Raw genomic sequence first — 20,603 nt, 5'->3', positions numbered from 1 at the left:
TGTGCCCACCCCACCACCCGACTCGGTGGGCTGAAACGCGAACGCCCGGGGTGACGGACGACCCGGGGACGCGGCGCGCCCCGGCCCCCGGCCCCCTCCTCCGGACGGCTCGGCGCCGGCAGGCGGCAGCGCCCCGGCCCCTGGCCCCCCGGCGCCGAAAGGCGCAGCGCCCCCGGGAGTGACGGGCACCCCGGGTCGGGACGCCGGCGGTGCCCCGGGCGGCGGCGCAAAAGGCCCGGCGCCTTCGTCCCTCTGGGACGTCGGCGCCGGGCCCTCCCCCGCAACCCCCGTGTGCGGTGGCGGTCGGGACGGGAGCTACTCCGTCGCGATGGCGTTCAGGACGTTCATGCGGCCTGCCCGGAAGGCCGGGACCAGGGCGGCGAACAGGCCCACGAAGGCCGAGCCGATGAAGACGCCGATGATCGTCGGCCAGGGGATGTCCAGGACGTTCAGGCCCTCCAGGGCGAGCAGCTTCTGGGCCGTGGCGCCCCAGCCCATGCCCAGACCGAGGCCGAGCAGGGCACCGAAGAGGGCGATGACCACGGACTCCATGCGGATCATGCGGCGCAGCTGGCGGCGGGAGAGGCCGATGGCCCGCATCAGGCCGATCTCCCGGGTCCGCTCGACCACCGACAGCGCCAGGGTGTTCACCACACCGAGGACGGCGACGATGATCGCGAGGGCGAGCAGACCGTAGACCATGTTCAGGAGCTGGCCGATCTGGTCCTTCAGCTCCTGCTTGTAGTCGGTCTGGTCGGCCACCTGGTACTGCGGGTAGGCGTCCAGCGACTTCTTCAGCGCGTCGTACGCCCGGTCGGCCTGGCCGTCCTTCGCCTTGGCGAACATGATCATGTTCGGCGGGACGTTCTCGGCCGGCAGGTACTTCTCCATCGTCTCGATGCTGATGTACCGGGCGCCCTGGTCGATGGCCACGTCGTCGCTGGTGATCGCGGCGACCTTGAGCTTCGCGGTCTCGCCGCCCTTGAAGGCGACGGAGACGGTGTCGCCGACGTGCACGCCGTGCTTCTCGGCGTAGTCCGAGCCGACCGACATGGCGTCGGTGCCGTAGGCGGCGGAGAGCTTGCCCTCGGTCGTGGCGCGGCGCACGTCCTCGGCGTAGGTGGGGTCGGCGGCCGTGACGCCGTCGTCGTCCGTCTTGCCGTCGGGCGAGGTCAGCGTGGCGTCGAGCACCTTGTAGCGGGTGACGTGCTCCAGGCCGGGGGTGTTGGTCATGGCCTTCTCGGCCTGCGGCACGATCCGCTGGTTGCCCTGGACGATGAAGTCCGCGCCGACCGTCTTGTCCAGCTCGCTGGTGGCCGAGGCGACCATGGAGGAGCCGACGACGGACAGGCAGGCGACCAGCGCGAGGCCGATCATCAGGGCGGCGCCGGTGGCGCCGGTGCGGCGCGGGTTGCGCAGGGCGTTGCGCTCGGCGAGGCGGCCCACGGGACCGAAGGCCCGCAGCAGCACCGCGCTGATCACCCGCACCACGAACCCGGCCAGCAGCGGGCCGATGACGACGAAGCCGATGAGGGAGAGCACGATGCCCGCGCCGAGCATCATCGAACCGTCGCTCGCCTTGTCGGCGGAGGCGGCCGTGAGCAGGGCGGCGGCACCGGCGCCGGTGAGCACCAGGCCGATCAGGCCGCGTAGCCGGCCGGCCTTGGCGTCGGCCGGGGTCCCGGCGTCGCGCAGGGCTGCCATCGGGGAGATCTTCCCGGCCCGGCGGGCGGGCAGGTAGGCGGCCAGGACGGTGACGACGACGCCGAGGATCAGGCCGGTCACGGGGGTCGCCGTCTTGATGGTGAGGTCGTCGGTGGACAGGTTCATGCCCGCCGCCGACATCAGCTTCATCAGGCCGATGGCGATACCGACACCGGCCGCTACGCCGAGGACCGAGCCGACGACGCCGAGGAGGAGCGCCTCGACCAGCACCGAGCGGTTGACCTGCCGGCGGGAGGAGCCGATGGCCCGCATCAGTCCGATCTCGCGGGTGCGCTGGGCGACCAGCATGGAGAAGGTGTTGATGATCAGGAAGATGCCGACCAGGAACGCGATCCCGGCGAAGCCGAGCATGGCGTACTTGATGACGTCCATGAACTCGCCGACGTCCGCGCGGCCTTCGTCGGACGCCTCCTTGGCCGTCTGGATCTTGAACGTGCCGTCGCCCAGGGCCCCGGAGACGTTGCGCTTGAGCTGCGTGTCGGTGACGCCGGAGGCCGCGGTGACGTTGAACTGGCTGAACCGGTCGGGGCCGCCGAGCAGTTCACGCTGTGCGGTGGGGGTGTCGAAGTAGACGACCGCGGCACCGGGGTTGGTGACGGTGAAGGAGGCGATACCGACGATCTTCGCCTTGAAGTCGCCGGTCTGCGCGATGGTGCGCAGCTCGTCGCCGATCTTCAGGTCGTGCTTGTCGGCGGTGTCGGAGTCGACCATCGTCTCGGTCGGACCGCGCGGCGCGTGGCCCGAGGTGATCTCCATGGACCGCAGGTCGTTCCTGGTCCAGTTCCCGGCGAGGGTCGGGGCGCCGCTGGTGGCCCCCACGTTGTCGTTGTCGGAGTTGACGACGGTCACGTTCATCGAGACGACCGCGCCCTCGACGGACTCGACGCCGTCGGCCGAACGGATCTTCTCCAGCGTGGACGCCGGCAGCGACTCGGGCACCCCGTTCTGCGGGGTGTCCTCGGCCTCGGCGTCCTTCGGGGCGACCGTCACGTCCGACGAGGTGACGGCGAAGAGCTTGTCGAAGGTGGTGTTCATCGTGTCGGTGAACACCAGGGTGCCGCACACGAACGCCACCGACAGCAGCACCGCCACCGCCGAGAGCGCCATGCGGCCCTTGTGCGCGAGGAAGTTGCGCATCGAGGTCTTCACGACGGTCATGACGTGCGCCCCCGGGCGTCGAAGTCCTTCATCCGGTCGAGGACGGCCTCGGCGGTGGGCTGGTACATCTCGTCGACGATCCGGCCGTCGGCCAGGTAGAGCACGCGGTCCGCGTAGCTGGCGGCGACCGGGTCGTGGGTGACCATGACGATGGTCTGGCCCAGCTCGGTGACCGAGCGGCGCAGGAAGCCGAGGACTTCGGCGCCGGCGCGCGAGTCGAGGTTTCCGGTCGGCTCGTCACCGAAGATGATCTCGGGCTGGGCGGCCAGGGCCCGCGCCACCGCCACCCGCTGCTGCTGGCCGCCGGAGAGCTGGGTGGGCCGGTGCTTGAGCCGCCCGGCGAGGCCCACGGTCTCCACGACGCGGTCCAGCCACGCGCGGTCGTACTTGCGGCCGGCGATGTCCATGGGCAGCGTGATGTTCTCGATCGCGTTGAGCGTCGGGAGCAGGTTGAACGCCTGGAAGATGAAGCCGATCCGGTCCCGGCGCAGCTGCGTGAGCTTCTTGTCCTTCAGGCCGGTTATCTCGGTCTCGTCGAGGTAGATCTGCCCGCCGGTGACCGTGTCCAGGCCGGCCAGGCAGTGCATCAGCGTGGACTTGCCGGAACCCGAAGGGCCCATGATCGCGGTGAACTGCCCGCGGGCGATGTCCACGTCCACGTGGTCGAGGGCGACCACCCGGGTCTCGCCCGACCCGTATGCCTTCACGACCTGCCGCGCTCGCGCGGCAACGGCCGTACGCCCTCCAGTGCTCCCGTGTGCGGGAATACTTACGGCCGATGTCATGTCAAGTCTCCTATGTCGGTCATCGAGTGAGCCGCCGGTGCCCGGCGCGACGTCCGTGCCGCCGCGCATGCGCCTTGTGGCCGTCCCGGTTGCTGTCTCGAAGAGTCTGGCCGGAACCGGGGGTCGACCGCGCTGGTGTTCAGCGCAGTCTTCTACTGAGGAAAACCCCACCCCCGCGGCTCCGGTTCACCGCCCCCCAGCGGCGTAAAGCCAGACTAAGGACGCCACCGCCCCCGCCTCGTCCTCCGTCGGTACGAACCCTCCCCGACCCCTAGTACGGAGGTACCCCTAGGGGCAGTCCACCCTCCGGCGGAGCGGACCTCAGGGTCGCCCTCCCCCTTCAGACGCACCGAGCCTCCACCCTGACGCGACGTCAGGGTCAAGCCGGCCCCGCCCGGACCGTCAGACCGTCACTCCACCGCGCGGCCGGTCAGCGAACTGAGGCTGCTGCGCACGGAGTCCATCTGGGCCTGCAACTCGTCCCACCGCTCCCCGTGCTCGCGCAGCACCCGTTCCGTGTCGCGGGCGACGCGCTCCTGACACAGCCGGGCCTCGGCGACCACCTCGGCCGCCCGCTCCCGGGCCTCCTCCTGACGCCGCACGGCCGCCTCCCGGGCGTCGGCCAGCTCCCGCTCCGCCTCGCGCACCTCCTGCTCGGCCCGCGCCGTCAACTCCGCGTGACGGTCGTCCAGGGCCCGCGCCCGCTCCTCCTCGGCCCGCTCGGCGGCGGCCCACCGCCCGGCCAGCTCCCCGCTCTGCTCGGCCGCCGCCCCCGTGGCACGCCTGCGCGTCTCGCGCAGCGCGGACAGCGCCTCCGCGCGCTCCGCCTTCACCTCGCGCCGCGCCGCGATCCGCGCCTCGTCGGCCTCCGCGCGCGCCGCGAGCAGCAACTGCCGCGCCCGTTCGTCGGCCTCGGCGCGTACGGCGTCGGCATGCGCCCGGGCCGCCTCCCGCACCCCGGCCGCGTGCGCCCGCGCGTCCTCCATCAGCCCCTCCGCGGCACCGCGCGCCCGCTCGCGCACCGCCTCGGCCTCCGCCTCGACCAGCCGGAACAGATCCCGCGCCTGCTCCCCCAGCACCTCGTAGTCCTGCGCGGTGAGCTGCTCGACCACCTCCTCCAGGTCCCCCAGGTCCTCCTCCATCTCCCGGGCCAGCACGGTGAGACGGGCGGCCCGCTCCCAGGCCGCGTCCCGCTCCTCGGACAGGGCGGCGGCGTACGCCTCCACCTGCTCGGGACGGTAGCCGCGGCCGCGGCCGCGCACGGTCACGAAGCCGTGGGGAGACGCCGATGCACCACTCATGCCCATCACCCCTGCATCACCCTGTGCTCACCTCGCGGTGAACCTGCCGCATCACATGGACCCGACCGACTTTATGGACCGGATGTAAGCCCACATAATCCGACACACCGCACACAAAAGGGCGGGGCCCGGCCGACCCACAGGTCGACCGGGCCCCGCCCGTCGGGCACCTCAGCGGCGCGAGCGCCTCACAGCAACCCGTCCCACATCTGCTCGAGCAGCACCGACCACCAGCTCTCCGGCGACCCGAGCGCCGCCGGGTCCAGCGCGGCCAACTGCGCCTGGAAGTCGACGGTCCAGCGGCCCGCCTGCTCCTGGTTCAGACCGAACCTGAGCCGCCACATCCGGCCCAGCAGCGCCAGGGAACGCGCGAACTCCGGCAGCCCCGAGTTCACGAACTGCGGCGGCACGGGCGCACCGCCCGGACCCGCCTCCACCGGCACCGCCACGATGGCCGCCGTGCCGTACTGCACACAGATCGCCCGGCCGAAGTCACTGCCCACGACGAGGTACGACCCCGCGTCCGAGGCCGGCTGCACCCCGCGCTCCGCCGCCAGCTCCGCCAGCGTCGGCACCGGCCGCCCCGGCTGGGCCTGCGCCCAGAAGAACGGCCCCATGTCCATCGGCAGGCCCGCGGCCACCAGCGTGTGCGCCACCACCGGCGGCACCCCCTGCCGGGACACCGCGGCCTGCTCGAACCGGAACACACCCGGCCCGAAGGCCCCGGCCAACTCCTGCCCGACGGCCTCCGGCGGAACCGGCGGCACCGGCTGCACCTGCGGCAGCGGAGCGCGCACCGGCGCCGGACGCGCCGGCCCGTCGGCCACCTGATGCAGCTCGCCCTGGTGCGCCAGCAGCTGCCGCATGCCCTGCTGCCGGCTCGCGTGGTCCAGCCCGTACGGCGCGATCGACGTGATCCGCGCCTGCGGCCACTGCTCCCGGATCATCCGCGCGCAGTACGCGCCCGGCAGCTCGCACGACTCCAGCTCGGTGTGCAGCTCGAGAACCTGGTCCGGCGGCACGTTCATGGAGCGCAGCTCGTGGAACATCTGCCACTCCGGGTGCGGCGTGCCCGGCGCGGAACGCCGGATCAGCTGCTGCTCGGAACCGTCCTGCGCGCGGTAGCGCAGCACGGCCTGGTAGCCGGGGCCGACGGTCGGCTGACCGGTGGGCTGCGGCGGGTAGCCGTACGCCGGGGGCTGACCCGGCACGGGCTGCCCCGGCGGCGGCGGTACGGCACCGGGGGCGCCCGGAGCACCCGGAGCGCCCGGAGCGCCGGGAGGCGGCGGGGGCGGCGGCGCACCGACGCCGCCGGGACCGCCCACGGAGGGCGACGCCAGCATGGTCTCCGCGTGGTGCACGGCACCGCCCGCGCCCCCTGCGGAACCGGGCGGCGGCGGCACGGCACCCGGAGCGCCGGGAACGGACGGGGGAGGCGGCGGCGCGCCCGCACCGGCAGGGGCGCCGGGCGCCCCCGGAGCGGCGGGAGCACCAGGAGCCCCGGGAGGACCGGGAGGCGGCGGGGCGCCGCCGCCCGTCCGGCCCGGGTCGGCCAGCATCGTCGCGGCGTGGTGCACAGCGCCCGGCGGCGTCCCACCCGGCGCGTTCGGCGCACTCGGCGGAGGCGGCGTACCCGGCGCGCCCGGACCGGCCGGAGGCTGCGGGGCGTTGGGCGGGGGCGGAGTACCGGGGGCGTTGGGCGGGGGAGGCGTACCCGGGCCGCCAGGACCACCCGGACCACCCGGACCACCCGGACCACCCGGACCTCCCGGACCGGCCGGGCCCTCGGGGCCGAGCGACGACACCAGCTGCGTCGGCACGTAGCCACCCGCCGGCGTACCCGGTGCCGGAGTCCCCGACGGCGCGGGCGTGCTCCCCGGACGCGCGCCCGGCACACCCGGCGCGCTCGGCGGAGGCGGCGTCGACGCGCCACCGCCACGGCGCGGCGGGGGCCCCGCCTTGCTCGTCGCGGCGTCGGCGATGTCCCCGGCGGACGGCTGCCCGGCGGGCGGCGTCGGCGGCGCGGGCGGCGGCGTGTCCGCCCCGGCAGGCACGCCCGGGGCGTTCGGACCACCCGGCGCGCCCGGCCCGCCCGGCGCGTTCGGGTCGCCGATCGCCGGCGAGAGCGCCGTCGGCGGAAGCTGGCTGCCGCCCGACATCAGCGCCGTCTTGGCGTCCGGCGTCGCGGAGGGCGGCGGCGTGTCGTCGTCGGCACCGCTCAACGGCGGTGCGAACACGGTCTGGGGCAGCGGTACGGAACGGTCCTCACCGGCGTCCGCGTTGGTGTCCGTCCCCGCCCAGGGCGTCGCCCCGGCAGGCGCACCCGGCGCACCCGGACCACTCGGCACACCGGACGCACCCGCGCCCGCCCCCGAGTCACCCGCGCCCGCGGCCGGCCACCCCGCACCGCTCCCGGACGAGGCGTCCGCCGGCGCCGCCGGAGCCGACGGCACCCCGGCCTGCGTCTCGGGCAGCCCGCCACCGGCACCGGACCCGGACCCGGCACCGGCGACAGCCCCGGCTCCCCCGGTGCCACCGCCCTCCGGCCCGTCCTGCCCCTCCTGATCCCCACCCCGGCGATCCGGAATGCCGATCCGGTCCGCCGCCTCCTGCAACCACTCCGGCGGACTCAGCAGGAACGACGTCTGGTTCAGGTCCACCCGCGCCGCGGGCGCCGGAGCCGACACCTCCGCCTCGTCCGGACGGCCGTACTCCTCCTCGTACCGGCGGATCACCTCACCCACCGGCAACGAGGGCCACAGCGTCGCCTCGCCACTGTCCCGGGCGATCACCAGCCGCTGCGCACCCCCGTCCGAACGGGGCCCGTCCGCACGGTCCTCGGCCCACACCACGAACCCGAGGTCGAACTCCCGCACCCGCACCTCACGGTGCTGGTACGCCGGCAGCTCGCCGTTGACCCACTCCTCCGCGCGCTCCTGCGCCTGCGCGAACGTCACCATCGTCAGCTCACTCCCCTACCGGCGCAGACGCGGGCACCGCACGCGCGAACCCGCCGTCCACCATCAGGTTCGCCACCGTCTCCAGCTCCGGCGGCGAGCCCGCCAGGCGCGACAGGAACGCGTCGAAGTCCTCACCGCACGGCAGCAGCAGCCGCTCCACGCGGTCCGCCGGCGGCCACGACGGGTCCACGTCCCGCACGTCGTCGTAGGCGCAGAACCACACCGAACCGATCCGCTCGCCCTTCACCTTCACCGCGAGCAGACCGCCCTGGACGAACGCGACGCCCAGATAGTCCTTCGTCAGATGGTCCCGCAGACACTTGTTGACATAGACCAGGTCGTTGACCGCCGCCTCCTCACGCACCGTGAAGAACGGCTGGTCCACCAGCAGCCCCAGCTCCGCGTCGAGCGCCGTACCCACCGGCGCGCAGCCGCCCGCCGCCTTCAGGAACGACCGGTAGGCACCCGGGAGCCGGTACCCGAGGTCCTCCTCGACCCCCTGCACCTGCTGCTCCGTGACGGCCACACCCGACTTCGGCAGACCGAAGTGCACCGGACGCGTCTCCTGCAACGGCCGCGTCCCGCGCTTGCCCTGGTCCACCACCGCCGTCGAGATCCCGCCGTGGTGCCGCAGCAGCGCCTTCACCTCGACCGGGACCAGCTCCATGCGCCGCGAACCCACCACGTGGTGCCACGTCCAGCCGTGCGGCGTCGCCACCGCCGGCACCGTGTCCCACAGCTCGTGCCCCGACGCCGACAGGGCCGCGTTCGCCGACACGTAGTCCGTCAGCCGCAGCTCGTCGACCCCGAACCCCTCCGGCGGATCCGCGATCTCCGCGACCGCACGCGCGTACGGCGAGAAAACGGGGTAACCACCCGCATCCACCCGTACCCCTCTCGGGTGACGGGCCGCACGCACCGGATCCGGGAAATGCACGACCTGCCCGGCATAGGCCGCGTTCGGCGGCGCGGCTGCTTGCCCGAGCCGACCTGTCGTCATGGCGGTTGCCCCCTGCGGCGTCTGTCTGCTGCCAGATCCGTCTGATCTGCCTGCACTGTCTGATGGCACCGCGTCCGATCGCGGTGCCGACAGCCTATGCGGTACGGCCAGAGGGGTCACCGGCGCCGGACCCCGCACCCGGCGGCCGCCACCCCGCTTCCGTGACCAGCCGTCACCCTCCCGTGACACACCGCCCATACCCGGGCGTGTCGCCACGCCCCAGCTTCCGCAGCAGCCACGGGATTTGGCACCCTGTGACCTTCGGGGGGATGCTCAGGAGGGGAAACGATCATGAGTGCGACACAGACGGGACCCGACACCGGGCGGTCCGACGACCCCCGCGGCGGCGACCCACGCGGCGGCGACCCCCGCATCGGCTGGAGCAGCACCGACGCCGCCCAGGCCCCCACCCTCCGGCACCGCCGCGACGGCATACTCCCCACCGTCGCCGCCGCCCTCTCCGTACGCGGCACCACCCTCACCGGCACCGCGACACGCGCCGACGCACCGCCCGCCCTGCACCACCTCGTCCAGGACTTCCTCGACACCCTCACCAGCGGCCAACGAGACCGTTACACCGGACGCTGCGCCGAGACCATCCTCATCTCACGGCACCTCGCCACCGCCGACGCCGCACGCAGCAAACGCGCCGCACGCAAACCCATGACCAACGGCGAAGCCCGCAAAGCACTCAAACACGCCAAACTCACCACCCGCCGCATCCGCGAGGACGGCGACCCCCTCCACGGCGCCTTCGCCACCCCCTGCCGCGCCTGCACCGCCCTCACCGCCCACTTCGGCGTCCGCGTCGTCGACCCCACGACGGACAAGGGCTGACAGCACAGACCGGGCCGAACCAGCCGACCGAGACGAACCAAGGGCCGATGCAAGCCGACCGCACCTCCACCACCCGCTTCCCCGTCCCCGTCGACGCCGCACTCCGCGACGCCGGCTGGCAACCCGGACGCTGGGACATCAAACAGGCCGAGATCTGGGCCGACACCCTGCGCGAGCACACCTCACCCGCAGGACACCGCCACACCGTCTTCCCCGCCGCCGTCGAGGCCTGGGCCGAATTCGGCGGCCTCCACATCGCCCCCACCGGACCCGGCCGCCAGCTCGCCCCCGCGACCCTCCACCTCGACCCCCTGCACGGCCTCCACATGGCCCGCACCCTCGGCGACCTCGGCCGCGCCCTCGACACCCACGCCTGCCCCCTCGGCACCGAGACCGACAGCCAGGCCCTCGTCGCCATCGACACCGAAGGCCGCGTCTACGCCCTCGACCACACCGGCGACTGGTACCTCGGCCCCACCATCGACACCGCCCTCGCCACCCTCGTCGCCGGCACCCAGCCGACCCGCCTCACCGCCACCGGCTGACGCAGGGCGCGGCCACAAGGCCTACGATGCCTACGAGACCTGCGCCGCCGCCAAGACCTACGACGCCTACGACGCCGGAATCACCGCCGACACCCGGAAACCCCCCGCATCCGTCGGCCCCGACACGAACACACCCCCCAGAGCGGCCACCCGCTCCTTCATCCCCACCAGCCCGTTGCCCCCCGACGGCAACCGCGCCGACGCCTCACCCGACAGCTCCGGCGGCGGCTCGTTCTCCACCTGCATCGCGATCTCCGACACCCGGTGCGCCAGCCGCACATACGTCTTCGCACCCGCCGCATGCTTGTGCACGTTCGTCAACGCCTCCTGCACCACCCGGAACGCCGTCGACTCCACCTCCGCCGCATACACCCGCACCTCCCCCTCCACGGACAGATCCACGGCCATCCCGGCCGCCTCCGACTGCCCGACCAACTCGTCCAGCTCCGACAGACACGGCCCCTCCGACGACGACTCCCCGCCCTCCGCCGCCCGCGAAGCCGCAGCCGCAGCCGCCACCCCCACCGCCGCCAACGGCACCGACGCCCGCTCCGCACGCGCACCGTCCCCACCGCTGCGCAGCACCCCGAGCATCTCCCGCAACTCCGTCAGCGCCTGCCGCCCCATGTCCCCCACCAGGGCCGCGTTCTTCACCGCCTTCTCCGGATCCTTCCGGGCCACCGCCTGCAACGCCGCCGCATGCACCACCATCAGACTCACCCGGTGCGCCACCACGTCGTGCATCTCCCGCGCGATCCGCGTCCGCTCCTCGCCACGCGCCCACTCCGCGCGCTCCTCCGCCCGCTCCGCGAGCAACTGCAACTCACGCTCGAGACTGTCCGCCCGCTCCCGCAGACTCTCCATCAGCCGACGCCGCTGCCCCACGTACAGGCCGAGCAGCAACGGCGGCGCGGTCATCCCCAGCGACGTCGCGATCGACGCGAACGGAAGGAACCAGTCCCCCAGCTCCAGACCGTCCCGCGCCATGTCCTGCCCCAGCCGCACGAACGTCACGACCAGCGTCCCCAGGAACGTCATCCCCGCCAGGGCCCCGATGATCCGCCGCGGCAACTCCGACGCCGCCAGCGTGTACAGGCCGACGACGCCCATCAGGAAGCCCATCTCGGCCGGCGTGATGGCCAGCGCCACCAGCACCACCGCGATCGGCCACTTCCGCCGCACCACCAGCACCGAACCGGCCAGCAGCCCGAACAGCACCCCCGTCGCCGCCGGAATCCCGGCGTCCCGCGCGAACGGAACCCCCTCCGCCGCGCACTCCAGCGCGGACACGACACCGAGGCTCACATCGAGCACTGCACCGCGCCGCCTGTCCCACCACCAAGGCCCTCCCCGGGCCGGTGCGTGGTCTTCCCCCGTCGTGGTCATGCCTCCAGCCTACGGGCGCGGGGCGCCCCTTTTCCGGTGACTTTCGACAAACGATAGGACGCGATATCCCTCGAACTGGTGAACCCTGGACCGTTCACCTCCGGAGCCGAAGATTCCGGCCGGACGGTATGCCCATGGCACGTTCACAGAACAAGTACGCGGACTTCGAAGGGCTGCGGGAGCGGGCGGTGGCGCTGCGGCGGGCCGGCTACAGCCTTCGGCAGATCCGCGACGAGTTGAAGGTCTTCAACAACGACATCCTCAACCGACTGGTGAAGGGGGAACCACCGCCGGAGTGGACCAAGCGCCCTCGAGCGAAGGACGACCTGCGCGCGAAGGCCAGGGAGCTACGCCTCCAAGGCTGGACGTACGACCAGATCGAGGCGGAGCTGGGGTGCAGCAAGAGCTCGATCTCGCTGTGGGTGCGGGACTTGCCGAAGCCGGAACGTCGCGACCCGACGGAGCAGGCGAAGCTCGCCGCACGCAAGCGCTGGGAGCACGAGCTGGCGGTGCGGGAGGAGCAGCGACGGCGGACCAAGGAGGTCGCAGCAGCGGAAATCGGTGCTTTGTCCGATCGCGACCTGTTTTTGGTGGGCGTAGCCCTCTACTGGGCCGAGGGCACGAAGGACAAACCACATGCGCGACGAGAACGAGTCACTTTCGTCAACAGCGACGCCGACATGATCCGCCTCTTCCTCTCATGGCTCGACCTGCTCGACGTCGAGCGCCGGCACATCACCTACCGCGTGATGATCCACGAGACTGCCGACATCGAGTCCGCGGAGGCCTACTGGGCAGACGTCGTCCGGGCGGACCGCAACTCCTTCGGCAAGACGACGCTCAAGCGGCACAATCCGAAGACGGTACGCAAGAACACTGGCAACGACTACCACGGTTGCCTCGTACTCACCGTGCGACAAAGTGCCGTGCTGTACCGCCGCATCGAAGGCTGGTGGACGGGAATCGTCGCTGACGCCGTCACACGACTCCGGTAAGGTCTGACGCACGTTCCCCCGTGGTGTAACCGGCAGCACACTAGATTTTGGATCTAGCAGGACAAGGTTCGAATCCTTGCGGGGGAGCCATTGCGCAAGGCCTTGTTGCGGGCTCTGGCCATCCAGTCAGGGCCCGCACTCATGTCCCCCTCAAACCACCCCGGTATCCTGCGGATGTCCCCACCTCCTCAACAGCCGAAGGGCATCCCGTGAGCGCCATTCGCCCGGCAGCCGTCGTCGTTCTCGCAGCGGGTGAGGGCACCCGTATGAAGTCGGCCACTCCCAAGGTCCTGCACGAGCTGTGCGGCCGGTCCCTCGTCGGGCACGTGCTCGCCGCGGCCGGTGAGCTGGACCCCGAGAACCTGGTCGCCGTCGTCGGGCACGCCCGCGAGAAGGTCACCGCGCACCTCGCCGAGGTCGCCCCCGACGTGCGCACCGCCGTCCAGGAGCAGCAGAACGGCACCGGGCACGCCGTCCGGATCGGTCTGGAGGTGCTGGGCGGTGCCGTGGACGGGACCGTGGTGGTGGTCTGCGGGGACACTCCCCTCCTCACCGGCGAGACGCTCAGGGCGCTCGCCGCCACGCACTCCGCCGACGGGAACGCGGTCACCGTGCTGACGGCCGAGGTGCCGGATGCCACGGGGTACGGGCGGATCGTGCGGGACGGGGCGTCGGGTGCGGTCACGGCGATCGTGGAGCACAAGGACGCCTCGGAGTCGCAGCGGGCGATCCGGGAGATCAACTCGGGTGTGTTCGCCTTCGACGGGCAGTTGCTCGCGGACGCGCTGGGCAAGGTGCGTACGGACAACAGTCAGGGTGAGGAGTACCTCACGGACGTGCTGGGGATCCTGCGCGAGGCGGGGCACCGGGTCGGTGCGTCGGTGGCCGGGGATCACCGGGAGATCGCGGGGATCAACAACCGGGTGCAGCTGGCGGAGGCGCGCCGGATTCTCAACGACCGGTTGCTGACCGGGGCGATGCTGGCCGGCGTGACGGTGGTGGACCCGGCGACGACGTGGGTGGACGTGACGGTGACGTTCGAGCAGGACGCGATCGTCCACCCGGGTACGCAGTTGCACGGGTCCACGCATCTCGGTGAGGGCTGCGAGGTCGGGCCGAATTCGCGGCTGACGGACACCCGGGTGGACGCGGGGGCGCGGGTGGACAACACGGTCGCCGTGAGTGCGCACGTGGGTCCGCAGGCGTCCGTCGGTCCGTACGCGTATCTGCGGCCGGGGACGCGGCTGGGTCTGAAGTCGAAGATCGGTACGTTCGTGGAGGCGAAGAACGCGTCGATCGGTGAGGGGACGAAGGTTCCGCACCTCTCCTACATGGGTGACGCGACGATCGGTGATTTCTCGAACATCGGTGCGGCGAGTGTGTTCGTGAACTACGACGGGCAGGACAAGCACCACACGACGATCGGCTCGCACTGCCGTACGGGTTCGGACAACATGTTTGTGGCTCCTGTCACGGTCGGGGACGGTGCCTACACCGCTGCCGGCTCGGTGATCACGAAGGATGTGCCGCCCGGTTCGCTGGCCGTGGCCCGGGGCCAGCAGCGGAATATCGAGGGTTGGGTGGCCCGGAAGCGTCCGGGGAGCGCGGCGGCGAAGGCGGCCGAGGCGGTGTCCCGCGAGGCGGGCGGCGAAGACTGACCGGAAACCGGCGCGTCGAACACGGCGTACCGTGATAAGTGCACATCCGCACCCCACCAGCTGAGACGCCCCCGCGGCCAGTCGGGTGAGCGCCCATGTCGCTCAGCTGCGAACCTCTGAGGAGAAAGTGCTGTGACCGGGATCAAGACGACCGGCGAGAAGAAGATGATGCTCTTCTCCGGCCGCGCACACCCCGAGCTTGCCGAGGAGGTCGCCCACCAGCTGGGTGTCGGGGTCGTCCCGACGAAGGCCTTCGACTTCGCCAACGGTGAGATCTATGTGCGTTATCAGGAGTCGGCGCGCGGTGCGGACTGCTTCCTGATCCAGAGCCACACGGCTCCGATCAACAAGTGGATCATGGAGCAGCTGATCATGATCGACGCGCTGAAGCGCGCGTCGGCCCGCTCCATCACCGTCATCGTGCCGTTCTACGGTTACGCGCGGCAGGACAAGAAGCACCGTGGGCGTGAACCGATCTCGGCGCGTCTGGTGGCGGACCTGATGAAGACGGCGGGTGCGGATCGGATTCTGACGGTGGACCTGCACACGGACCAGATCCAGGGTTTCTTCGACGGCCCGGTGGACCACCTGTTCGCGCTGCCGCTGCTCGCGGACTACGTGGGTGCGAAGGTGGACCGTTCGAAGCTGACGGTGGTGTCGCCGGACGCGGGCCGGGTGCGGGTGGCGGACCGCTGGTGCGACCGTCTGGGTGCGCCGCTGGCGATCGTGCACAAGCGGCGTGACAAGGACGTGGCGAACCAGGTCACGGTGCACGAGGTCGTGGGTGACGTGAAGGGGCGTATCTGCGTCCTGGTGGACGACATGATCGACACGGGCGGCACGATCTGTGCGGCGGCGGACGCGCTGTTCGCGCACGGTGCGGAGGACGTCATCGTGACGGCGACGCACGGTGTGCTGTCGGGTCCGGCGGCGGACCGGCTGAAGAACTCGAAGGTGAGCGAGTTCGTGTTCACGGACACGCTGCCGACGCCGAACGAGCTGGAGCTGGACAAGATCACGGTGCTGTCGATCGCGCCGACGATCGCGCGTGCGGTGCGTGAGGTGTTCGAGGACGGTTCGGTGACGAGCCTGTTCGACGAGCAGTGAGCGTTGTGCAGTAACCGTTCTGCAGGTGCCGTTCCCCGTCCGGGTCCCGCCTGTTGATCGTTTTGGGTACGGCCTTCCTCTCCGAGTAGACTGTTGAAGTTGCTCGGCGAGGGAGGCCGTACTCGTGTTCGCGGGTGTGGCTCTCCGTTATCGACGCGCTCTTCGTAGCAGGCCGTTCGTGGCCGGGTGACCACGTCCGTTCCTGTTTTCCACGAGGAGTGACCATGCCTGAGGTCAAGATCGCAGTCGAGACGCGTACCGAGTTCGGCAAGGGTGCCGCGCGCCGTATCCGTCGTGACAACAAGGTTCCCGGTGTGGTGTACGAGCACGGTCTCGAGCCGCTGCACGTGACGCTGCCGGGTCACGACCTGCTGATGGCGCTGCGTACGCCGAACGTTCTGATCAACCTGCTCATCGACGGCAAGGGCACCCAGCTGGTGATCCCGAAGTCGGTGCAGCGCGACCCGATCAAGGGTTTCCTCGAGCACGTGGACCTGCTGATGGTCAAGAGCGGCGAGACCGTGACCGTCGACATCCCGGTGCAGGCCGAGGGCGAGCTGGCCCCGGGCGGCTTCCTGCTGGAGTACGTCCTGGACGCGCTGCCGGTCGAGGCCGAGGCCACGCACATCCCGCAGCAGGTCACCGTGTCGGTGGCGGGCCTGGAGGCGCCGGCCTCGGTCCTCGCCAAGGACATCGAGCTGCCGTCCGGCGTGAAGCTGGCCGTCGAGCCGGAGACCGTGGTGCTCCAGGTTCTGTCGGCGCAGGCCGAGGAGGCCCCGGCCGAGGGTGACGACGAGGCCGCGGAGGCCTGATCCTTCCTCTCGGTCATCGTGTGGTCGGCCGCTGTTCCCGTGCGGGGCAGCGGCCGACGCGTATGTGTGGACGGGTACGGACTCGTACGAGGGATACGAAGGAGACATGGACGTGACGACGGACGCGGGCGCTCCCTGGCTGGTGGCCGGCCTCGGCAATCCGGGCGGCGAGTACGCCGCGAACCGGCACAACGTCGGTTTCATGGTGGCGGATCTGCTGGCGGAGCGGATGGGGGCGCGTTTCAAGCGGCACGGCAAGGCGCAGGCGCAGGTGGTGGAGGGGCGGATCGGTCCGCCGGGGCCGGCCAACCGGCGGGTGATCCTGGCGAAGCCGATGTCGTTCATGAACGTGTCGGGCGGTCCGGTGACGGTGCTGCGGGACTTCTACAAGGTGCCGGTCGGCAACATCGTGGCGGTGCACGACGAGCTGGACATCGACTACGGCGTGCTGCGGCTGAAGCTGGGCGGCGGGGACAACGGGCACAACGGGCTGAAGTCGATCACGAAGTCGCTTGGTGCGGACTACCACCGGGTGCGGTTCGGGATCGGGCGGCCGCCGGGGCGGATGCCGGTGGCGGACTTCGTGCTGCGGGACTTCTCGTCGGCGGAGCGCAAGGAGCTGGACTACTTCGTCGACCGGGCGGCGGACGCGGTGGAGGCTCTGGTGATCGAGGGGCTCGAGCGGGCGCAGAGCGCGTACAACTCCTGACTTGTCCGTCGATGGTTCACGGGTGAGTTGACCGGGCGCGCAGGTATGGCCAATGATCCCGGCCATGCCTGCCTCTGCCGCCGCCGCTCGTGCCCGTCAGGCGTCGTCCGCCTCCTCTGTTCTGCTGCGGTTCGGCCGGGTCGCGGCGATGGGGACGGTGGCCGCGCTGATCCTGATCGCGGGGGTGTGGGCGTCGTGGGGTACGGCGCAGCACGTGCTGCTGACCAAGGGGCGGGAGCAGGGCACGGTCGAGGTGACGCGGTGCGGTGACGGGGTGTGCAGTGGGCCGTACGTGCCGGTGTCGGCGGGGTCGCAGGCGCGGGAGCGGGTGCTCATCGAGGACTCGGTCGCGGTGGCGAAGGGGCGGACGTACAGCGTGGTGTTGAAGCCCGGGAGCGGCGACGCGGTGCGGTCGGGGCCGGCGGGGATGCTGTACGCGTGGGTGCCGTTGGGTGGGGCGTTGCTGCTGGCGTCGGTGGTGGTGGCCGGGGGGCTGCGGCGGACTCGGGTGGCGTGGGGGATGGCGGGGGTGGGGGTTGCGCTGCTGACGGCGGCGTTCTTCGCGGTGTGAGGTTTCGGCGTACGACGTGGGGGTGCCCCCGGGCTCTGGTACGAGCTCCGGGGGCACCGGTGTTTTCACGTGCGGCTGCGTCGGGGTGGGCGCGGGGCGGGTCGCGCTGCCCGGCGCTGGCGGGGTGCCGCCTGCGCCCACCCGTGCCGCCCCAGCGGCACGACTGCCCGCAGCTGGGGGGCGGGTTGCGTCAGCCCGTGTTGCGGAGGCCCGCTGCCACGCCGTTGACCGTGAGGAGGAGGGCCCGGGAGAGCAGCGGGTCCGGTTCCTCGTTGGCGGCGACGGCCTCGCGCTGGCGGCCGAGGAGGGCGACCTGGAGGTAGGAGATGGGGTCGAGGTAGGCGTCGCGGATGGTGAAGGTCTGCTTGAGGACCGGGTCGGCGTCCAGCAGTTCGCTCTCGCCGGTGACGCGCAGGACCTCGGCGACGGTGAGCTCGTGTTCGGCCTTGATGGTGTCGAAGACGTGCTTGAGCTCGTCCGGGACGAGGGTGTCGACGTAGTGCTGAGCGATGCGCAGGTCGGTCTTGGCGAGGGTCATCTCGACGTTGGAGATGAAGTTGCGGAAGAAGTGCCACTGCTGGTGCATCTCGTCCAGGACGGTGTCCAGGCCGGCCTCGCGCAGGGCCTTGAGGCCGGAGCCGACGCCGTACCAGCCGGGGACGATCTGCCGTGACTGGGTCCAGCCGAACACCCACGGGATGGCGCGCAGTCCGTCGAGCGAGACGCCGGAGCCGGGGCGGCGGGAGGGCCGCGAGCCCAGGTGCAGGTCGGCGAGCTGGTCGACCGGGGTGGAGGCCAGGAAGTAGGTCGGCAGGTCGGGGTCCTCGACCAGGTGCCGGTAGGCGGTGTGGGCGGCGTCGGAGACGACGTCCATCGCGGCGTCCCAGCGGGCCAGGGCCTCGTCGGACTGGCGGGGCGCGGTGTGCAGGGCGGAGGCCTGGAGGGTGGCCGCGACGGTCAGCTCCAGGTTCTCCCGGGCGAGGGCCGGGATGAGGTACTTGTCGGAGATGACCTCGCCCTGCTCGGTGACCTTGATCTCGCCCTCCAGGGTGCCCCAGGGCTGGGCGAGGATCGCGTCGTGGGTGGGGCCGCCGCCGCGGCCGACGGTGCCGCCGCGGCCGTGGAAGAGGCGCAGCCGTACGCCGTAGCGGTGGGCGACGTCGCGCAGGCGGCGCTGGGCGCGGTGGATCTCCCACTGGCTGGTGGTGATGCCGCCGAACTTGGAGGAGTCGGAGTAGCCGAGCATGACCTCCTGGACGTCGCCGCGCAGGGCTACCAGGCGCCGGTAGGAGGGGTCGGCGAGCAGGTCCTCGAGGATGGTGTCGGCGGCCTTGAGCTCGTCGGTGGTCTCCAGGAGCGGCACGATGCCGATCTTGGCCCAGCCGGCGTGCAGGTCGATCAGTCCGGCCTCGCGGGCCAGCACCGCCGCGGCGAAGACGTCGTCGGCGCCCTGGCACATGGAGATGATGTAGGACTCGATGACCTCGGGCCCGAAGACCTCCAGGGCGCGGCGGACGGTCTGGAAGACGCCGAGGGTCTTCTCGCCGGGCGCGTCGACGGGGGCCGGGCTGGGGGCGAGCGGCCTGCGGGAGCGCAGCTCCTTGGCGAGGAGCTTGGTGCGGTAGTCGCGGGGCATGTCGGCGTAGCGCCAGGACTCCTCGCCGAGCCGGTCGAAGAGCTGGCCGAGGGCGTGGTGGTGGGCGTCGGCGTGTTCGCGGACGTCCATGGTGGCGAGCTGGAGGCCGAAGGCGGCCAGGGTGCGGATGGTGCGGGCGAGGCGGCCGTCGGCGAAGAGGCCGCCGCGGTGCTCGCGCAGCGAGGTCTGGACGATGCGCAGGTCGTCGATGAGCTGGGCGGTGCCGAGGTAGTCGCGGCCGTCCTCGTGGGGGATGCCCTTGGCGAGCCGCTGCTTGGTGTTCTCCAGCTTCTGGCGGATGCAGGTGGCCTTGAGCCGGTAGGGCTCCTCGGCGTTGAGGCGCTTGTAGCGGGGGCTGATCTCCGGGAGCCGTTCCAGGTCGGTCTGGAGGGAGGACAGCAGTTCCTCGGTCGCACCGGCGTAGCGAATGGAGTTGGAGAGGAAGCCGCGCAGTTCGTCGATCATCTCCAGGGCGTCGTTGATGCCGTGTTCGTGCTGGAGGATGAGGACGTCCCAGGTCACCTGGGGGGTGACGTTGGGGTTGCCGTCGCGGTCGCCGCCGATCCAGGTGCCGAAGGTGAGGGGGCGGGTGTCGTCGGGGAGCTTGACTCCGGCGCGCTCCAGCTCGGCGGTCAGGTCCTCCAGGACGTCGCCGACGGCGCCGGCGTGGAGTTCGTCGAGGTAGTAGATGGCGTTGCGGGCCTCGTCGGCGGGCTCGGGACGGACCACGCGCAGTTCGTCGGTCTGCCACACCAGGTCGATGTTCTCGGCGAGGCGGGTGTCGAGGCGGCGCCGGTCGGACTCGTTGACCGGGGTGTCCAGGAGGGCGGCGATGCGGCGCAGCTTGTTGAGGACGGAGCGGCGGGCGGCCTCGGTGGGGTGCGCGGTGAAGACGGGGCGCACGTTGAGGTGGCGGACGGTCTCGCGCAGGTGCTCGGGGTCGGCGTCCTTCAGCCGGTCGGCCGTACGGGCGAGGAGTCCGCCCTCGGCGGCGCGCTTGGCGCCCAGCTCGCGGCCGCGGTGGACCTGTTCGGTGACGTTGGCGAGGTGGAAGTAGGTGGAGAAGGCGCGGACGAGCTTGGCGGCGGTCTCCAGTTCGGTGCCGCGCAGCAGTTCGGCGGCGGCCTCGCCGTCCTCGCGGGTGAGTCGGCGTACCTTCTCGACGAGTTCCAGCAGCTCGGGGCCCTCCTGCCGGACCAGCGTCTCTCCGAGGAGATCACCCAGTCGGCGGATGTCGGCGCGCAGCTCGCTGCTGGTCGTCGTGGTGGTCTGGTCGTCGGCACTGCTCACAGGTGCGGCTCCTTGCAGTGTTGAAGCTGGTCTGGAGGGAACCCGGACGGCCGTCTCGCGCGGCGGGCGCCGCTTACCGGGCCGGACGTCCGGGAAGTAATCAGAGCGGACCGCGCTGTCCGACCGGC

General features: G+C 71.7%; 15 protein-coding genes and 1 tRNA gene. 9 read left to right on the top strand and 7 right to left on the bottom strand.

Annotation, left to right across the window (positions count from 1 at the left end; genetic code table 11):
• Nucleotides 1-315 precede the first annotated feature (315 nt).
• The 5 genes from Sco07f_RS34210 to Sco07f_RS34190 all read right to left on the bottom strand — a co-directional run bounded on the left by Sco07f_RS34210 (nucleotide 316) and on the right by Sco07f_RS34190 (nucleotide 8,929).
• The gene (locus Sco07f_RS34210; protein WP_054103492.1) at nucleotides 316-2,883 is read right to left on the bottom strand and encodes an ABC transporter permease; all 2,568 of its coding nucleotides are present in this window, start codon (nucleotides 2,881-2,883) and stop codon (nucleotides 316-318) included.
• On the bottom strand, nucleotides 2,880-3,668 hold the full coding sequence (locus Sco07f_RS34205) for an ABC transporter ATP-binding protein (protein ID WP_007450496.1): 789 nt from the start codon (nucleotides 3,666-3,668) through the stop codon (nucleotides 2,880-2,882). The genes Sco07f_RS34210 and Sco07f_RS34205 overlap by 4 nt, the downstream gene beginning before the upstream one ends.
• Before the next feature lie 410 nt (nucleotides 3,669-4,078).
• Complete coding sequence (locus Sco07f_RS34200) at nucleotides 4,079-4,969, bottom strand: coiled-coil domain-containing protein (protein ID WP_108990217.1); 891 nt, start codon at nucleotides 4,967-4,969, stop codon at nucleotides 4,079-4,081.
• A 188-nt stretch (nucleotides 4,970-5,157) separates the two neighbouring features.
• Nucleotides 5,158-7,929 (bottom strand): SUKH-4 family immunity protein, encoded by a 2,772-nt coding sequence (locus tag Sco07f_RS34195; protein ID WP_108990174.1) that lies wholly within the window; start codon nucleotides 7,927-7,929, stop codon nucleotides 5,158-5,160.
• Nucleotides 7,930-7,936: 7 nt separating this feature from the next.
• The gene (locus Sco07f_RS34190) at nucleotides 7,937-8,929 is read right to left on the bottom strand and encodes an SMI1/KNR4 family protein (RefSeq protein ID WP_063789726.1); all 993 of its coding nucleotides are present in this window, start codon (nucleotides 8,927-8,929) and stop codon (nucleotides 7,937-7,939) included.
• 291 nt (nucleotides 8,930-9,220) lie between these two features.
• On the opposite strand from Sco07f_RS34190, the gene Sco07f_RS34185 reads away from it, so the two are divergent.
• Both Sco07f_RS34185 and Sco07f_RS34180 read left to right on the top strand, forming a co-directional pair.
• Nucleotides 9,221-9,766, top strand: a complete 546-nt coding sequence (locus tag Sco07f_RS34185; RefSeq protein ID WP_007450641.1) for a YwqJ-related putative deaminase — start codon at nucleotides 9,221-9,223, stop codon at nucleotides 9,764-9,766.
• 47 nt (nucleotides 9,767-9,813) lie between these two features.
• Nucleotides 9,814-10,311: an SUKH-3 domain-containing protein gene (locus tag Sco07f_RS34180; protein ID WP_087790651.1), complete on the top strand. Its 498-nt coding sequence runs from the start codon at nucleotides 9,814-9,816 to the stop codon at nucleotides 10,309-10,311.
• 66 nt (nucleotides 10,312-10,377) lie between these two features.
• Here the strand turns inward: Sco07f_RS34180 and Sco07f_RS34175 are convergent, their stop codons facing one another.
• Nucleotides 10,378-11,697 carry a sensor histidine kinase gene (locus tag Sco07f_RS34175; protein WP_108990173.1) on the bottom strand — a complete coding sequence of 440 codons (1,320 nt, stop codon included), beginning with the start codon at nucleotides 11,695-11,697 and terminating at the stop codon, nucleotides 10,378-10,380.
• Between the two features lie 134 nt (nucleotides 11,698-11,831).
• On the opposite strand from Sco07f_RS34175, the gene Sco07f_RS34170 reads away from it, so the two are divergent.
• From Sco07f_RS34170 to Sco07f_RS34140, 7 genes are all read left to right on the top strand, one after another.
• A complete protein-coding gene (locus tag Sco07f_RS34170; protein ID WP_108990172.1) occupies nucleotides 11,832-12,692 on the top strand; it encodes a hypothetical protein in 861 nt (286 codons plus the stop codon).
• A 14-nt stretch (nucleotides 12,693-12,706) separates the two neighbouring features.
• Nucleotides 12,707-12,782, top strand: a tRNA-Gln gene (locus Sco07f_RS34165).
• A 119-nt stretch (nucleotides 12,783-12,901) separates the two neighbouring features.
• The gene (glmU, locus tag Sco07f_RS34160) at nucleotides 12,902-14,350 is read left to right on the top strand and encodes a bifunctional UDP-N-acetylglucosamine diphosphorylase/glucosamine-1-phosphate N-acetyltransferase GlmU (RefSeq protein WP_108990171.1); all 1,449 of its coding nucleotides are present in this window, start codon (nucleotides 12,902-12,904) and stop codon (nucleotides 14,348-14,350) included.
• Between the two features lie 132 nt (nucleotides 14,351-14,482).
• On the top strand, nucleotides 14,483-15,457 hold the full coding sequence (locus Sco07f_RS34155; RefSeq protein WP_007450650.1) for a ribose-phosphate diphosphokinase: 975 nt from the start codon (nucleotides 14,483-14,485) through the stop codon (nucleotides 15,455-15,457).
• Nucleotides 15,458-15,681: 224 nt separating this feature from the next.
• Nucleotides 15,682-16,269, top strand: a complete 588-nt coding sequence (locus Sco07f_RS34150) for a 50S ribosomal protein L25/general stress protein Ctc (RefSeq protein ID WP_007450652.1) — start codon at nucleotides 15,682-15,684, stop codon at nucleotides 16,267-16,269.
• Nucleotides 16,270-16,375: 106 nt separating this feature from the next.
• Nucleotides 16,376-16,978 carry an aminoacyl-tRNA hydrolase gene (pth, locus tag Sco07f_RS34145; RefSeq protein ID WP_042826344.1) on the top strand — a complete coding sequence of 201 codons (603 nt, stop codon included), beginning with the start codon at nucleotides 16,376-16,378 and terminating at the stop codon, nucleotides 16,976-16,978.
• A 52-nt stretch (nucleotides 16,979-17,030) separates the two neighbouring features.
• A complete protein-coding gene (locus tag Sco07f_RS34140) occupies nucleotides 17,031-17,549 on the top strand; it encodes a hypothetical protein (protein WP_108990170.1) in 519 nt (172 codons plus the stop codon).
• 190 nt (nucleotides 17,550-17,739) lie between these two features.
• Here the strand turns inward: Sco07f_RS34140 and ppc are convergent, their stop codons facing one another.
• Nucleotides 17,740-20,475: a phosphoenolpyruvate carboxylase gene (ppc, locus tag Sco07f_RS34135; protein WP_108990169.1), complete on the bottom strand. Its 2,736-nt coding sequence runs from the start codon at nucleotides 20,473-20,475 to the stop codon at nucleotides 17,740-17,742.
• Between the last annotated feature and the right edge of the window lie 128 nt (nucleotides 20,476-20,603).

This window comes from Streptomyces coelicoflavus (assembly GCF_003112555.1).
In the GTDB taxonomy this organism is placed as follows: Bacteria; Actinomycetota; Actinomycetes; order Streptomycetales; family Streptomycetaceae; genus Streptomyces; species Streptomyces coelicoflavus.
The sequence above is the reverse complement of the archived record's forward strand: the minus strand, read 5'-3'. Positions and strand labels throughout refer to the sequence as shown.

Bases quoted from the DNA above. Each gene is read 5' to 3' on its own strand.
- Sco07f_RS34210 (WP_054103492.1), bottom strand. From the start codon at position 2,883: ATGACCGTCGTGAAGACCTCGATGCGCAACTTCCTCGCGCACAAGGGC.
- Sco07f_RS34205 (WP_007450496.1), bottom strand. From the start codon at position 3,668: ATGACATCGGCCGTAAGTATTCCCGCACACGGGAGCACTGGAGGGCGT.
- Sco07f_RS34200 (WP_108990217.1), bottom strand. From the start codon at position 4,969: ATGAGTGGTGCATCGGCGTCTCCCCACGGCTTCGTGACCGTGCGCGGC.
- Sco07f_RS34195 (WP_108990174.1), bottom strand. From the start codon at position 7,929: ATGGTGACGTTCGCGCAGGCGCAGGAGCGCGCGGAGGAGTGGGTCAAC.
- Sco07f_RS34190 (WP_063789726.1), bottom strand. From the start codon at position 8,929: ATGACGACAGGTCGGCTCGGGCAAGCAGCCGCGCCGCCGAACGCGGCC.
- Sco07f_RS34185 (WP_007450641.1), top strand. From the start codon at position 9,221: ATGAGTGCGACACAGACGGGACCCGACACCGGGCGGTCCGACGACCCC.
- Sco07f_RS34180 (WP_087790651.1), top strand. From the start codon at position 9,814: ATGCAAGCCGACCGCACCTCCACCACCCGCTTCCCCGTCCCCGTCGAC.
- Sco07f_RS34175 (WP_108990173.1), bottom strand. From the start codon at position 11,697: ATGACCACGACGGGGGAAGACCACGCACCGGCCCGGGGAGGGCCTTGG.
- Sco07f_RS34170 (WP_108990172.1), top strand. From the start codon at position 11,832: ATGGCACGTTCACAGAACAAGTACGCGGACTTCGAAGGGCTGCGGGAG.
- Sco07f_RS34150 (WP_007450652.1), top strand. From the start codon at position 15,682: ATGCCTGAGGTCAAGATCGCAGTCGAGACGCGTACCGAGTTCGGCAAG.
- pth (WP_042826344.1), top strand. From the start codon at position 16,376: ATGGACGTGACGACGGACGCGGGCGCTCCCTGGCTGGTGGCCGGCCTC.
- Sco07f_RS34140 (WP_108990170.1), top strand. From the start codon at position 17,031: ATGATCCCGGCCATGCCTGCCTCTGCCGCCGCCGCTCGTGCCCGTCAG.